The sequence below is a fragment of the Rummeliibacillus sp. G93 genome (genome assembly GCF_023515935.1).
In the GTDB taxonomy this organism is placed as follows: Bacteria; Bacillota; Bacilli; order Bacillales_A; family Planococcaceae; genus Rummeliibacillus; species Rummeliibacillus stabekisii.
Map to the genome: position 1 here is coordinate 2,843,973 of NZ_CP097314.1, position 14,444 is coordinate 2,858,416.

Here is a 14,444-nt window from a genome sequence, read left to right on the forward strand (position 1 = left end):
TAAATGATTAACATCTTGCTTGTTCAGTTTTCAAGGTTCATATAATGGAGCGGGTGAGGAGAATCGAACTCCCGACAACAGCTTGGAAGGCTGTGGTTTTACCACTAAACTACACCCGCGTAGTTAATATATTTTTGAATAAATGGTGCGCCCAGCAGAAGTCGAATCCACAACCTTCTGATCCGTAGTCAGACGCTCTATCCAATTGAGCTATGGGCGCATATATAATTTTTGGTGCGATCGAGAGGACTTGAACCTCCACCGAGTTGCCCCGACTAGGCCCTCAACCTAGCGCGTCTGCCATTCCGCCACGACCGCATTTCGACTTAACGAACAATAACTATTTTAGCATGTTCAACTTAATGTGTCAAGAAGAAAAATGGTGAGTCATGTAGGATTCGAACCTACGACCCTCTGATTAAAAGTCAGATGCTCTACCAACTGAGCTAATGACTCGTAGCTATTATTAAGAATGGCTGGGGTACCTGGATTCGAACCAGGGCATGACGGAATCAAAATCCGTTGCCTTACCGCTTGGCTATACCCCATTCATAATGGCGGTCCGGACGGGACTCGAACCCGCGACCTCCTGCGTGACAGGCAGGCATTCTAACCAGCTGAACTACCGGACCGTTATGAAAATGACCCCTACGGGATTCGAACCCGTGTTACCGCCGTGAAAGGGCGGTGTCTTAACCGCTTGACCAAGGGGCCATGGCTCCGAAGGCAGGACTCGAACCTGCGACCCTCTGATTAACAGTCAGATGCTGCTACCAACTGAGCTACTTCGGAAAAGTATTATTCTGTCGTGTCAGCGTGTTATCACCCTGTCGACTTTTATAAGTATAAGGGGTTGTCCATAAAACGTCAACCCTTATTTCAAAAAAAGTTTAATTAATTATCTTTAGCTTCCCTAAACACTTGCCGCATCTATATCGATCTGTGTTCATACGTATCTTACGGCTATACCTTAACCCGCATTCTGTGCATACATAGATATATTGAGCACGCTTTACCGGTCTCTTCTTTTGTTCTAAATTCGAACAAAATCGAGGAGCATTTGTTTCTTTTAAAAGTGTCCGAAAATCTGCATCACGATGTTTATATCCCTTTCCTTCTATATGAAGATGATAATGGCATAACTCATGACGGATGATTCCTTCTACTTCTTTCAAACCAAATTGCACATAAGCTTTCGGGTTAACCTCTATATCATGAGATTTAAGCAAATAGCGTCCACCTGTTGTTCGGAGGCGAGAATTAAAATATGCCCGATGGCGAAATGGTTTATGAAATACTTCTTTGGAGATTTGGCAGACGAGCTCTTGTAGTTCGCAATCTGTCATATTATGTCCCTCCTTATAAATAAGTATACTCTCGTTTTGAATATTGCTGTTTTTTATTTACGCAAGAAAAAACAAAGAGACTAGCGGTGGAAGCTAAGATTTTAAATGGACAGATGGCTGTACTTGCCTCATAACAAACCACCGCTAATTTTCTTTGCCTCTTTAAATATAAAAACTAATTATTATTGATTAGGTGGAAGCATTGTTAGAGCAATTCTACCTTTATCCTTCTCTACATTGTCTACCCAAACAGTGACAATGTCCCCCAATGAAACTACGTCTAATGGATGTTTAACAAAACCTTTTTTCAGCTTTGAGATATGGACAAGTCCATCTTGCTTTACGCCAATGTCGACAAACGCTCCAAAGTCGACTACATTGCGGACTGTTCCTTGAAGTTCCATTCCTGGCTGTAAATCCTCCATTTTTAAAACATCTTTTTTAAGCAAGGGCTGTGGAAAAGCATCCCGCGGATCCCGAGAAGGTTTCATTAATGAATCAATCACATCTTTCAATGTAACTTCGCCAATCTCCCATTCTTTACTTAGCTCTTTTATATTTAAATTTGCAATTGCTTGTTCTGCCTCTGCCGTGCCTATTTGTTTTTTATCTAACCCTACCGCTTCTAATATGCGGTTTGCTAAATCATAGCTCTCTGGATGTATAGCAGTTGAATCTAATGGATTCTTTGCATTTGGGATTCTTAAAAATCCAATAGCTTGTTCATAAGTCTTAGCACCAAGTCGAGGTATTTTCTTTAACTGCGTGCGAGCAGTAAACTTTCCTTGTTCTCCTCTTGTTTTGACGATATTTTCTGCTACTGTTTTTGATAGGCCTGAAACATATTGAAGCAATGATGAAGAAGCTGTATTCACATCTACCCCCACTTGGTTTACTGCTGTTTCTACAATAAAGGTGAGTTGTTCTGCAAGTTTCTTTTGAGATACATCGTGTTGGTATTGGCCAACACCTACAGCTTTTGGTTCGATTTTCACCAACTCAGCTAGTGGGTCTTGCAATCGCCTTGCAATAGAGACAGCACTCCGCTGTTCTACCTGTAAATCCGGGAATTCCTCTCTAGCAATTGGCGAGGCAGAGTAAACACTTGCACCTGCTTCATTAACGATTACATAAGCTGCACTCGCATTGGATTCATTCAAACATTCCGAAACAAATTGTTCTGTCTCTCTGGATGCAGTACCGTTCCCTATCGCAATAATAGAAATAGGATAGCGATTCAACAAATCATTAAATATAGATTTGGATTTGTTAATGTCTGCTTTTGCTGTATGTGGATAAATAACCGATATCTCAAGCATTTTACCAGTATCATCAACTACAGCTAATTTACAGCCCGTCCTATACGCAGGGTCTACGCCTAAAACATACTTTCCTTTCATTGGAGGCTGCAATAGAAGATTTCTGAGATTTTCAGAAAAAATATGGATAGCCTGTGTTTCGGCTTTATCTGTCAATTCATTGCGTATCTCACGCTCAATTGATGGCTGGATTAATCGTTTATATGCATCCTCTATAGCCACTTCAACTAGTTTGGAAGAAGGTGATGATGTGGATACAATCCATTTTTTCCGCATGAGTTGATAGATAGATTCAGTCGGCACTTCAATGCCAATCTTTAATATATCTTCTTTTTCTCCACGATTAATAGCTAAAATTCGGTGAGGAACAATTTTATTTACAGGTTCTTGATAGTCGTAATACATTTCAAATACACTTTTTTCATCGAGTTCTTTAGCTTTCACAGTTGATTGAATGACTCCCTGTTTCCAAGAAATCTGACGAATGCTTTCTCTTATTGCTGCATCATCAGCAAATCTCTCAGCTAAAATGTCACTCGCTCCCTGCAAGGCCTCTTCAACACTTTCTACATTTTCATTAATAAAAGGCAGAGCTAGGGTTTCTACTTCTGTTTGGTTAAATTGCAATAGGCTATCAGCCAATGGTTCAAGTCCTTTATCCTTTGCAATCGTTGCTTTTGTTCTTCTTTTTTGTTTGTATGGTCGGTATAAATCTTCTACACGTTTCAAAACAGTAGCTTCATTAATATCTTTTGTAAGTTCTTCAGTTAACTTCCCTTGTTCTTCGATAATACGCAGAACCTCTTGTTTACGTTGCTCTAGCTGCATTACATAATGATAGCGATCTTCAATCGCTTTAATTTGGACTTCATCTAGTGATCCTGTAGCTTCTTTTCGATAGCGAGCTATAAAGGGTACAGTATTTGATGCTTCTAACAATTGAATTACTTGGTCTACTTGTTGTGTGCGAATGCCGATTTCTTTCGCAATAAGCTGATGCATTTTTTGAGTGTCCATTTATTCACTATCCTTCCTTTGACTTCCCTATTTTAACATAGAGTAGCCATTGCTTATTCGCAACAAAAAAGAACAGTTCAACAAAAGTTGAACTGTCCTTCTTTTAAATACCACCTGACGCAACAATAATTTGTTGCAGTTTCTTGATAGCTTTACGCTGCAATCTTGAGACATGCATTTGGGATATACCCAGCATCTCCCCAGCTTCTTTCTGGCTAAGCTGTTGAAGGTATGTAAGCTGAATAATTTGACGTTCTCTTTCTGACAATTCCTTCATTGCGTTTTCCACAATAATACGGCGGTTTGTCTTTTCGTATTCATCATCCTGCTTCCCTACTATATCAAATAACGTTGCAGTGCTACCATCGCCATCAGAATCAATAGGTCTGTCCATTGAAAGTGCTTGATAACTTTGGCTCATTTCCATCGCTTCCAACACTTCATCTTCTTCTACTTCAAGATATTCTGCAATTTCTGCAACTTGGGGTGAACGTTGCGTTTCGGTTGTTAAAAACTCAACAGCTGCTTTAATTTTGGGGCCAAGTTCTTTAATACGCCTTGGCACATGGACATCCCATGTTTTATCTCTCAAGTAGCGTTTGATTTCACCGATAATCGTCGGTACCGCAAAAGCCTCAAAACTACGACCAAAGGAAGAATCAAACCTTCTAATAGCACCAAGCAGGCCTAACATGCCGACTTGTACTATGTCATCATGGTAAGAGCGCCCATTAGAATACTTTCTTGCGATGGATTCAACCAAATATTGATAATGCAAAACTAAATTAGTTTGCGCCTCGTCGTCTTCAGTTTGTTGAAAACGCTGGATCCATTCTAATACTTGCTCTTTTGATGCCGAACTAGAAGGAGATTGTTTCCGCATGGTCATTCACCTGCTCTCGTGATACAAATTTTGTCATGAAAACAGTCACGCCATTGTCGTTGAGTACTTTCACTTCATCCATAAGGCTTTCAATAAGGTATAGACCTAATCCTCCTTCACGAATAAATTGTACATCTTCTTCTTCGTGATAAGGACCGACCTTTTCTTTTACCTCTTCGAATTTAAAACTGCGTCCATAGTCGGCCACCATGATTTCCATTTTGTCCTTATACAAGGCACAGCCGATTACAACTTCTCCATCTTCTTTGTCTGCATATGCGTGCTGAATCGCATTGGTGATTGCTTCACTCGCTGCAATTTTCACATCTTCAATATCATCATATGAAAAACCTACACGGTTCGCCAATCCTGAAATAGCAAGTCGAGCAACACCAACATATTGCGTTTTAGCAGGAACGCGCATCTCCATATAATCAAATTCTCTCATTGTTTGAAATCACCTTCCTAACTTCGATGTTCATAATATCCGTTAAACCTGTGATGTCAAATAAGCGTTTTAGGCGTTCAGATAGGCAAGTAAGTACGATATCTCCACCATTTGCTACAACGCTTTTATAAAAAGCAACGATAACACTTAAACCTGTGCTATCCATATAATTTACATTTGAAAAGTTCAATTCTACTTGAGTGCCTTCTGATATAGAAATACCATCCAATTGCTCTCTTAAAACAGGAGCAGTATAAGCATCTATTTCTCCTTGAAGAATTGCTTGAACCTTTCCTGTTTCTTCTACTACGTCTAATTTAAAGTCCATCTCTATCCCTCCTGTATTGTTCTCTATAAAAATGCATAAAAAACCGATGCATTAACTAAAATACTACAAGTTATTGTTCCTGTTTGAAAGTATGTATATCATTTATTGCTTTCAATTTTTAGACCAACATATATGGAATACCCGCACTATATAAGGGTTAAACCTAAAAATAAAACTTTTTTATTTTTTTTATTCTTCTTTGTTGATTGATAACCATTTTTTAATTTTCACGGTTGTTCCTATAGTAAGTTGTGAATCTAACTGAAACTCGTCCATGATTCTTTTTACACCAGGCAGCCCAAACCCAATGCCTTTTGTTGTGGCCAAATCTTTTTGTAACAATTCATCGATTTGTGGAATACCTGGTCCATTATCCGATGCTATTACATAAATGCCAACTGATTTTTCCTGTATTAATTTTTTCACTTCAATCTTTCCACTCTCTGCATATAAGTGAATGTTTCTGGCTAATTCACTAATCGCTGTAGCAATAAGTGCTTGGTCAATAATATCGAATCCAATCGACTTAGCTTCCTTGCGGCCAAGCTGCCGTGCAGTGACAATATCCCACTCCGTTAAAATATCTATCGAAGAACCTTCCATGAGCGCCTACCTCCAAATCCTTATTTAATAACAATCTGTTTAATATCAGATGAAGATTTTCCCTTTTTCACACACACAAATCAGTCATCATATAAAAATATGATGATTAGGGACCTAATAGTTTATACGTTAAATAAACTGAAAATATTTAATTTTTCTATAATGGATTCTTTTTCTAATTGTATAATATAGTTACAAATATTACACTCCATTTTTTGAATATTCATTGTAAATAAGTTGTAAAGAGACAAAGAAAAACACCAGATGACTAGCATCTGGTGTTTCAATATGTATGCTTAAAATTTTAATAGCCCTAAACTTATTTCCAAAGCTTCTTCTACCTTTACCATTAAAGGACCATCTAGCTGCGTGATTTTATCTGTTAATCGTGATTTATCGATCGTCCGCAATTGTTCCAACAAAATAACCGAATCCCGTTCAAATCCATATTTCTTAGCGTCAATTTCCACATGAGTTGGGAGTTTCGCCTTTTGAATTTGAGCTGTAATTGCTGCGATAATAACAGTTGGACTAAATCGATTTCCGATATCATTTTGAATAACCAGTACGGGTCTGGTGCCACCTTGCTCAGACCCGACTACTGGTGATAAATCTGCAAAAAAAACGTCTCCACGTTTTACGTTCAAGTTTTCATCCTCCGCTTACGAGTCGCTCCACCATATGTTCCGCTTCATACTCAACATGTAAGCATTCACTACATATAGATAAGTTAATCTGTGACATTTCTACATATCCTTTAACCATTGCTTCTCGCATGTGATTTTTTTGTTTCGTATGAATAGATCTTTTTGTCGGAATATATACTAAATCATTTGCGTCTTTTAATACTATTTGTCTATATGCTTGTTCTATACTTTCAGAAACCAATCGTTCTGGCATCTGAATCAGAACGTTTTCGAGTCCTTTGTGGTTCACAGCCAACACCTCCAGAAACAAATCGCCAATATGTTCTCAACTATCATAATCCTAACATTAAAATATAATATTGAAAAGACAATATCAGTAAGCATTTGACATTATCGCGGTTTTTTTTCTGAATTTGTCGACTACTAGGAAACTCTGTTGCTCTTTATCGCTATTTATATTTCACTTCAAGTTGGCGCGAGCCAGAAAAAATGATTATTGCTCTTTATATACCCGCGGAACCCGCTCTGAAATCATACATGGTATTTCATAGACGATTGTATGAAGACGCTCTGCCCACTCTTGTATATGAATTTCATTTCCATGTTGTTTGCCAATTAGTGTCACTTTCTCACCAATCTCATACTTTTTAGGCAGGCGCACCATACATTGATCCATACAGATCCTTCCTACAATTGGTACCCTTTTACCCTCTATTAAAACTTCTTGACCAGTAAGACAACGCAGCAAACCATCGGCATAGCCTATTGGCAATGTACCAATCCACTCGTCTTCTTTTGCTATATATGTACCTCCATAGCCGACTCTGTCGCCCTTTTGAATTTTCTTCACATGTACTAATTCACTTTCTAATGCGAGCGCTTCTTTTAAAGGGTATGGAAGATTTTCTTCAATATAAGTAGATGGTGCAAGTCCGTACATAGAAATCCCAAAACGCACAGCATCGAATTGGGCACTTTCTTTAACTAATGCAGCAGCTGTATTTGCAGCATGCACTATGCGTGGTTTTTCAGGTAAGCTGGCAATCATCTTTTGGAATATCCCCAATTGCATTTCATACTGCTCTTGATTCTCTTCATCCGCTGTAGCAAAATGTGTGAAAATACCATCCACTTCTATATTATTAACCATTTTGGCCGCATCATATACAGCCTGTAGTTCTTTTTCTTGGCGCACACCAATACGATTCATCCCGCTATCAACTTTTATATGAACCTTAAGCGGCTTTTCGAAATCTTTGGCTAATGGAGCCACTTTGCGTACCCAATCCTCTGAAAAAACAGTTAGGATAATGGCTTCTTTTGCTGCGATAGGCGCAAAAACAATTGGAGAAGCACCTAAAATCATGATTGGAGTGTGCGGTATTTCCTGCCGTAAATGCAATGCTTCTTCAGGGGTGGCTACTGCTAAAATAGTAGCACCTGCTTTTAGTGCCTCTTTGGCCACCTGTACATCGCCATGTCCGTAAGCATTTGCTTTTACTACTGCGATAACAGAGACATCTGAATGCAAATGCTTACGCAAGTTTACAATATTATGGCGAATAGCTGATAAATCAATAATTGCCTTAGTAGGTCGAAATATTTCATTTCCTTGCATGTCTATACCCTCTTATTAGTTTTTATCTATTATCGTCCCAACCAAGGATTTGGTCAAACATAATGATGTAATAATATAGCTCATCGTTCATGATAAGAAGATTGATTTCTGCAACAAAAAGGGACTATCACTCAGTAAGAAATTCTACAATCTTACTGAGCGATACTTCCCTTACTATTTCATTTCTCCATTTACCATTGAGGATGCTACTTCTACTAACTCCGTCTTACTTAGATCGTTTGAGGCGATAAAGTATGATACGCCATCTGCTTCCCAGCTAATAGAGTTGTCCGTGATCGCTCCTACAGTAAATCCTAGATCAGCAGGGTCTCCCGGAGAGAATACTGGAATATACAGTTGTTCCGCTCTAGTTGTTTTTTCTTGAATAATAGTGAAGCTCTTATCTCCCTCGAATGATAAAATTTTACGAGTACCAGCAGTTGTGTTCATTGATTTTTCATCAGTTAATTTTAAATTCCAATCTACTACCGGATAGTGCGTTTCGAAATCTGTATTGGTAGCTTCTTCACCGGAGGCATCTGCATCTGCTGAAGTTGCCACTTTTTCACCGTTTTCATCAGCTGTGCTTTCTTCATTAGAAGCATTATCTTCCGCAGCCTCTTCTTGAGCTGTTTCGCCTGCTGCTTCCTCTTCATTTACAGCTGCTTTGTCATCTGTTCCTTCTGTTTTTCCTTCTGTATTACCTTCTTTATTTTCCTCTGCAGTAGCTTCTCCGTCTGCATCTTTAGCTGCATCTTCTGCGGCTTTCTCATCTACATTAGCTTTATCTTTGTTCACCTCATCTGAGTCGCTAGGTTTTGTGAAATCTTGCAAGTCATAATCCCCAGCTTTTTTAGCAACGCCTAACGTGATTTTTTTGAAGGTGATTTTGATTTGCTCTTCACTTGCTTCGTTTAACACAACTACTTTCGTAGGTAGCAAGGTCTTTTTATTAATGTAGACCTGTTGTGTTGGCAACATCTTCGAATGTGTATTACGTGTCTTCGCTTTAAAGATGTATGAATCCTTTGTTTCTTTCATAGTAGCCTGTGAATCAGAGGCTAAATCTTTCGCCAAAGAATTGATTAAGTAGCCCTGGCTGTTTTGCTTTGGCCAATCACTTTGGAACTTGTACGTCTTTTTCATCGAAGGCGTAACTACAAACACTCCTTCTTCATTGCGGATAATCATTTGAGATGTTTCTTGTCCTTCTTCTGAAACAGCTACACGGTAAAATTCTGGCTTCGTATGCCATACATCAACGTTATACTTTTTAGTATCACCTGTTGTTTTAATTTCCATATTTGCTTTGACTTCATAGCCCTTTGAATCCGCCCATTTCTTGCTTGTCTTTTTGACAATATCTTCCTTTGAATCTGATCCACATGCTGCTAACATCAATACTGCTGCGAAACAAAGCAATCCTAGTGTGAGAAGTTTTCGCAAAACCCCATCCTTTCTCATTTTCCATAAGACATCCTATGAACGAGCTCTACGTTTTATGCAAGCAGTACAACTTGAGCGGCCGCATACTCCTTTGAATGCGTAATACTTACAAAGCCTTGGACAATTTCTTGTTTAAAATATAATATCGGCTGGCCTTTGTCGTTTGGCAAAATTTCAATATCCTGCAATGAACACTCCTTTCCAATTCCTGTGCCGTTTGCCTTTGAATATGCTTCTTTAGCTGAAAACCTGCCTGCAAGAAATTCTAGTTGGCGTCTTGTTTTTAACTGATTGAAAATCGCTAATTCATTTTTTGTGAGGATTCTTTCTTTGAAATGTGGATTGAGATCATTCGCTTTCATTATTCGAGAGATTTCTACTATATCTAGTCCTATTCCTTTGATCAACTTGGTTTCTCCTTTCATTCAGCCATTAAAACAATGTATAATAATCATATTAAAGTTGAGGTGAATACATGTTTAATCGGACAGAAAAACTTTCACAATACATATTATTATATCCGGTGATTTCGATAATAATAGGTATTAATATCGCAGTCTATTTAATTGGGCTCATTCCTCCGTTAGGCCTCAATATTGTTATTAAAGGCGCAGCAGCAAATTATTTAATTGCTGATGGCGAATATTGGCGGCTGCTCACTTCTATGTTTATCCACGGAGGATTTTTCCACTTGCTCTTTAATATGTTTTCATTGTACGTTTTCGGTCCTGAGTTAGAGCGTCTTGCCGGAAAACTCCGATTCTTCACTATTTATTTTGTATCTGGTTTCATTGGGAATGTCGTTTCGTATTTAATCCAGCCAGCAAATTATGTGAGCTATGGGGCAAGCGGTGCGGTTTTTGGTTTGTTCGGCGCCTTTTTGGCATTGGTGTACTATACGCGAAAGACCATGCCGCAGCTTAAACAAATTATTATGCCGATTGTTGTGATCTCTGTTATTATGACTTTCTTGCAGCCCAATGTGAACGCAACTGCACATATTGCAGGATTAGTGACTGGATTGATTATCGGGTTATTTGACTTTCATCCCAAGCGTGTCCTTCGCTGGATTAAAAAAAATTAATATACATAAAAGCTGGTGAGGTTTCTAAGAAACTCTACCAGCTTTTTGTATGTTCAATTTCTCTCTCATTCGGCTTATACCATTCAAAAATATCTTTTACTCTCTCATCATCAAAATGTCTAACCTTCGCATGGCTTCCTGTCTTTCCTGACATCATCACAACTTTAGCAGAAGCGACATGCTTTTGTTTCGCATAGTAGCTTTGGGACATCGTGAGAGATTGAATTCTCTTTTTCCACACAACAAGCGTTGTACGGCTAAGTCCTCTTTCAACAATCGTAAGCTGCTGGGAGGTAATGTTAAACCCTGCAGTGCGATATTGCCAATACCCTAGCAACACAGCAATCGGTATTAAAATTAAAGACCATGCCCCGTAAGGAAAGAGGAAGAAACATAAAGCTGCTGCAAGCGGGATAGACCAATAAAGATGGATTTTTATATAACGAAATAAAGCTCTTTTTGGTGCTTTTATTAATTGAGGCTCCGTCCAAATACCAATCGGGAAAATTTCTCGTAAGATGAAAAAGCTATTTTTCTTTTTAATGAGTGGAAGCAGTACAATTTTCTTTTCATTTTTCTCACCAGAACTTCCAGCACTCTCAATAACAATCGAGACATATCCGAACAACTGTCTAAACGGCGACTCCACAATGCGAACCCCTTGTATCCTATTCAAAGGAATAGTGAGTCTTTTTTTCTCTAGTAACCCTTTCGACACGAAGAGCCGCTGCTCCTCTTTCTCTATACGAAAGCCAAAATTATTGATAAACGTAATGGCAACAGATAGCATCCATGATACAAATAAAATGAGAAGCGTTATAACACAAATAAGTACGACGCCAAATTTTATATAGTTTTTCACTTCTCCATATATTTGATCATACGGAATCCAATCGTTTAATTGCGATAGCACAGCAGCCAAACCTGAAAATACAACACCAATACTGCTAGATGTTGTGGCCAGCACCAACAGATCTTTTTGGGACATTTGATGAACCAATGTACGGGTCGGTATCTGTTCTTCCTTATCATCCTTCGCAAGGATAGGTGTGTCATTTTCTGATGCCTTTTCAAAATGATGGTATTCTTTTGCTCGCTTCATTTGCGCCTCAATCAGATCAGCTTGACTTCTAGTGATAGCAGTCAGATCTGCTTCCGCCTCTCCGCTATCGGCCGCTGTTTCAATCTTTACTTTTACTAGCCCAAATAGACGATGAAGTAAGCTTTCTTTATAATTTAAGCTCTGTATTCGTTCTAGAGGGATATAGCGCTTCTTTTTTACGAATAAGCCATATTCTATTCTCAATTCTTCCTCTTCAAACCAATAAACAAACTTCTTCCACTTTATAAAAGAGAAAATCAAAATAAGGACTAATAGCAACAAGATACCTGAAAGCAGCAAAAGGGTAACCATAAATTTTGGACTGCCCGGACTAAATGAATAGCGAAATCCATTGCCGACCAAGATTACAACCCCTGGAATCACCAAGCCTTTTAAGGTTTGAAGAAAACCAATTAGAATAGTAATGGGATGGAGATGATTCATTTTATTAGACATCGTCTTCTGCCACCCTTGCCAATTCTGAAATACTCGCTCGCAATCCATCTGCTTCCTCTACCGTTAAAGCAGGGATGGTATGTATAGTGGCAGCTGTGGAAATAGAAATGCTCGCCAAATGGTAATGCTTTAATATGGGACCCTGGGAAGTGTCAACATGCTGCACACGCACCATGGGAATCAATGTGCGCTTGACAATAAAAAGGCCGTGTTGAATTTCAATCTCTTGTTCTCTCACTTCATATCGCCAATGATCCCAGCGAATGTTTGGAAATAAATACATATTTAAAAAACTATAGATAATAACGACTGCAATGCTTACTGCATAGATCCAGTACGGACCCTCAAAATAATAAGTGAGTGCGCATGCAATGAGAGCGATTACTAATACACTGAGACTTTCAATCGCCGCATGTATACGCCAAACCGTTAACCCCTTCTTAGATAGTTGATATTTAGGCTGCAATCTTAGAACACTTCCCTTCTTTTAATCTTCGCGCTTTTTACCTACTTCTACTATACGGTATGATAGTTGCTTTTGTTTCATAAAAAAAACATCTTGCTTCGACTGCTCGAAACAAGATGTTTTGTATATTAGTCTTCGCTACGACGAGGTTGGCGACGTCCGCTATCACGGCGTCCACCTTCACGACGGCTACTGCTGCGATCGCTGCGGCGACCGCTGCCGCTGCGTTCTCCACGTTCACCGCGAGAGCTACCGTTTCTATTGCCACGGTAATTGCCACGACCTTGACTACGACCTCCACCATTACTGTTGCCGCGAGAAGATGTGCGACGCATAGGTAATGGACGTTCTTCAGTAATTTTGATTGGTGTATCATCAGGTTCTTTTGTTAGAGATTTCAAAGCAGCAGCTACTAAATCAACTGCATCATGTGTAGTCAACAGTTCTTCTGCCATCGCTCTATAATCACTTAGATGATTTTTCTCTACTAGTTCTTTTAATTGCTCTACTGCAAGAGCTTGTTGGCCAACCAACGCTTCATCAGCAGTAGGTGGTTTTAGTGGCGTCATGCGTTTTTTCGTTGTTTCTTCAACGATGCGCAGATAACCCATTTCACGTGGTGTCACAAATGTAACAGCAAGGCCTGATTTGCCGGCACGGCCAGTACGTCCAATACGGTGAACATAGCTTTCAGGATCTTGTGGAATATCAAAGTTGTACACATGTGTTACGCCTGAGATATCCAAACCACGAGCAGCAACATCTGTTGCTACAAGAATATCGATTTTATTTTCTTTAAATTGGCGCAGTACAGATAGACGTTTTGCTTGGCTTAAGTCACCATGAATGCCTTCTGCTAAATAACCGCGAATATTTAAAGCATGTGCTAGCTCATCTACACGACGTTTTGTACGTCCAAAGACAATAGCCAATTCCGGTTGATGTACATTCAAAAGACGAGATAAAACATCGAATTTTTCGCGTTCTTGTGCTTTTACGAAGTATTGATCGATATTTTCAACTGTCATTTCTTTTGATTTGATTTTAACAATTTCTGGTTCCTTCATGAAAGTTTCTGCAATTTTACGAATTGGTGCAGGCATTGTAGCAGAGAACAACAATGTTTGTCGTTCTGATGGCACGTTTTCTAAAATTGTGTTGATATCTTCAATGAAGCCCATGTTTAACATTTCGTCCGCTTCGTCTAAAACAAGTGTTTCAACGTTTTCTAGTTTTAGCGTACGACGTTTGATATGGTCTAGAATACGACCAGGCGTACCCACAATAATTTGAGGCTTGTTTTTAAGCGCGCGAATTTGACGGCTAATATCTTGGCCACCATAAACTGAAAGGATGCGAGCGCGTTTGTCATATCCAATTTTGTAAAGTTCTTCTGAGCTTTGAATCGCTAGTTCGCGAGTTGGGGCAATAATTAAAGCCTGTACGACTGGGTTTTTAGGGTCGACTTTTTCAATAAGCGGAATCCCAAAAGCAGCAGTTTTACCAGTACCTGTTTGTGCTTGACCGATAATGTCGCGTCCTTCTAGGGCATATGAAATAGTGCCTTCTTGGATGGGTGTAGCTTCTTCAAATCCCATACGTTTTAGGGATCTTTGTGTAGAAGCGCTAATATTTAATTCTGAAAAATTTGTCAAACTTCTCATTCTCCTTCTTTGCTATG

At 39.1% G+C, this 14,444-nt stretch carries 15 protein-coding genes and 8 tRNA genes; 1 reads left to right on the top strand and 22 read right to left on the bottom strand.

Translation table 11 applies throughout. The annotated features are described in order from the left end of the window. Window positions 1–45: 45 nt before the first annotated feature. The 19 genes from M2M59_RS14290 to acpS form a co-directional block, all read right to left on the bottom strand. Window positions 46–119, bottom strand: a tRNA-Gly gene (locus M2M59_RS14290). Window positions 120–143: 24 nt separating this feature from the next. After that, window positions 144–220: transfer RNA gene (locus M2M59_RS14295), tRNA-Arg, on the bottom strand. 12 nt (window positions 221–232) lie between these two features. Next, a tRNA-Leu gene (locus M2M59_RS14300) sits at window positions 233–318 on the bottom strand. Between the two features lie 62 nt (window positions 319–380). Continuing rightward, a tRNA-Lys gene (locus M2M59_RS14305) sits at window positions 381–456 on the bottom strand. Between the two features lie 17 nt (window positions 457–473). Further along, window positions 474–548 (bottom strand) — tRNA-Gln (locus M2M59_RS14310). A 7-nt stretch (window positions 549–555) separates the two neighbouring features. Next, window positions 556–632 (bottom strand) — tRNA-Asp (locus M2M59_RS14315). Between the two features lie 10 nt (window positions 633–642). After that, window positions 643–714, bottom strand: a tRNA-Glu gene (locus tag M2M59_RS14320). A 1-nt stretch (window position 715) separates the two neighbouring features. After that, a tRNA-Asn gene (locus tag M2M59_RS14325) sits at window positions 716–792 on the bottom strand. 98 nt (window positions 793–890) lie between these two features. Next, the gene (locus M2M59_RS14330) at window positions 891–1,346 is read right to left on the bottom strand and encodes a SprT family protein (RefSeq protein ID WP_147197147.1); all 456 of its coding nucleotides are present in this window, start codon (window positions 1,344–1,346) and stop codon (window positions 891–893) included. Window positions 1,347–1,528: 182 nt separating this feature from the next. After that, a complete protein-coding gene (locus tag M2M59_RS14335) occupies window positions 1,529–3,682 on the bottom strand; it encodes a Tex family protein (RefSeq protein WP_147197145.1) in 2,154 nt (717 codons plus the stop codon). A 103-nt stretch (window positions 3,683–3,785) separates the two neighbouring features. Further along, window positions 3,786–4,565 carry an RNA polymerase sigma factor SigB gene (sigB, locus tag M2M59_RS14340; protein ID WP_066790265.1) on the bottom strand — a complete coding sequence of 260 codons (780 nt, stop codon included), beginning with the start codon at window positions 4,563–4,565 and terminating at the stop codon, window positions 3,786–3,788. Then, window positions 4,543–5,013 (bottom strand): anti-sigma B factor RsbW, encoded by a 471-nt coding sequence (gene rsbW, locus M2M59_RS14345; RefSeq protein ID WP_066790267.1) that lies wholly within the window; start codon window positions 5,011–5,013, stop codon window positions 4,543–4,545. Before rsbW ends, sigB begins: the two co-directional genes overlap by 23 nt. Continuing rightward, entirely contained in the window at window positions 5,000–5,341 is a 342-nt protein-coding gene (locus M2M59_RS14350; RefSeq protein ID WP_147197143.1) for an STAS domain-containing protein, read from the bottom strand. Before M2M59_RS14350 ends, rsbW begins: the two co-directional genes overlap by 14 nt. A 189-nt stretch (window positions 5,342–5,530) precedes the next feature. Then, window positions 5,531–5,944, bottom strand: coding sequence for an anti-sigma regulatory factor (locus M2M59_RS14355; RefSeq protein ID WP_147197141.1), 414 nt, complete (start codon window positions 5,942–5,944; stop codon window positions 5,531–5,533). A 296-nt stretch (window positions 5,945–6,240) separates the two neighbouring features. Further along, entirely contained in the window at window positions 6,241–6,591 is a 351-nt protein-coding gene (locus tag M2M59_RS14360) for a type II toxin-antitoxin system PemK/MazF family toxin (RefSeq protein ID WP_066790273.1), read from the bottom strand. Between the two features lie 4 nt (window positions 6,592–6,595). Then, on the bottom strand, window positions 6,596–6,880 hold the full coding sequence (locus M2M59_RS14365; protein WP_236717644.1) for a transcriptional regulator: 285 nt from the start codon (window positions 6,878–6,880) through the stop codon (window positions 6,596–6,598). A 204-nt stretch (window positions 6,881–7,084) separates the two neighbouring features. After that, on the bottom strand, window positions 7,085–8,209 hold the full coding sequence (gene alr / locus M2M59_RS14370; protein ID WP_249774936.1) for an alanine racemase: 1,125 nt from the start codon (window positions 8,207–8,209) through the stop codon (window positions 7,085–7,087). A 174-nt stretch (window positions 8,210–8,383) separates the two neighbouring features. Continuing rightward, entirely contained in the window at window positions 8,384–9,655 is a 1,272-nt protein-coding gene (locus M2M59_RS14375) for a prolipoprotein diacylglyceryl transferase (protein WP_249774937.1), read from the bottom strand. Window positions 9,656–9,708: 53 nt separating this feature from the next. Continuing rightward, the gene (gene acpS, locus M2M59_RS14380) at window positions 9,709–10,062 is read right to left on the bottom strand and encodes a holo-ACP synthase (protein ID WP_066790282.1); all 354 of its coding nucleotides are present in this window, start codon (window positions 10,060–10,062) and stop codon (window positions 9,709–9,711) included. Between the two features lie 68 nt (window positions 10,063–10,130). On the opposite strand from acpS, the gene M2M59_RS14385 reads away from it, so the two are divergent. Next, complete coding sequence (locus M2M59_RS14385) at window positions 10,131–10,739, top strand: rhomboid family intramembrane serine protease (RefSeq protein WP_249774938.1); 609 nt, start codon at window positions 10,131–10,133, stop codon at window positions 10,737–10,739. Between the two features lie 34 nt (window positions 10,740–10,773). Here the strand turns inward: M2M59_RS14385 and M2M59_RS14390 are convergent, their stop codons facing one another. The 3 genes from M2M59_RS14390 to M2M59_RS14400 form a co-directional block, all read right to left on the bottom strand. Further along, window positions 10,774–12,297 carry a PH domain-containing protein gene (locus tag M2M59_RS14390; RefSeq protein ID WP_249774939.1) on the bottom strand — a complete coding sequence of 508 codons (1,524 nt, stop codon included), beginning with the start codon at window positions 12,295–12,297 and terminating at the stop codon, window positions 10,774–10,776. Further along, a complete protein-coding gene (locus M2M59_RS14395) occupies window positions 12,290–12,763 on the bottom strand; it encodes a PH domain-containing protein (protein WP_249774940.1) in 474 nt (157 codons plus the stop codon). Before M2M59_RS14395 ends, M2M59_RS14390 begins: the two co-directional genes overlap by 8 nt. Window positions 12,764–12,891: 128 nt before the next feature. Further along, window positions 12,892–14,418 carry a degradosome RNA helicase CshA gene (locus M2M59_RS14400; RefSeq protein ID WP_280524629.1) on the bottom strand — a complete coding sequence of 509 codons (1,527 nt, stop codon included), beginning with the start codon at window positions 14,416–14,418 and terminating at the stop codon, window positions 12,892–12,894. Window positions 14,419–14,444 lie beyond the last annotated feature (26 nt).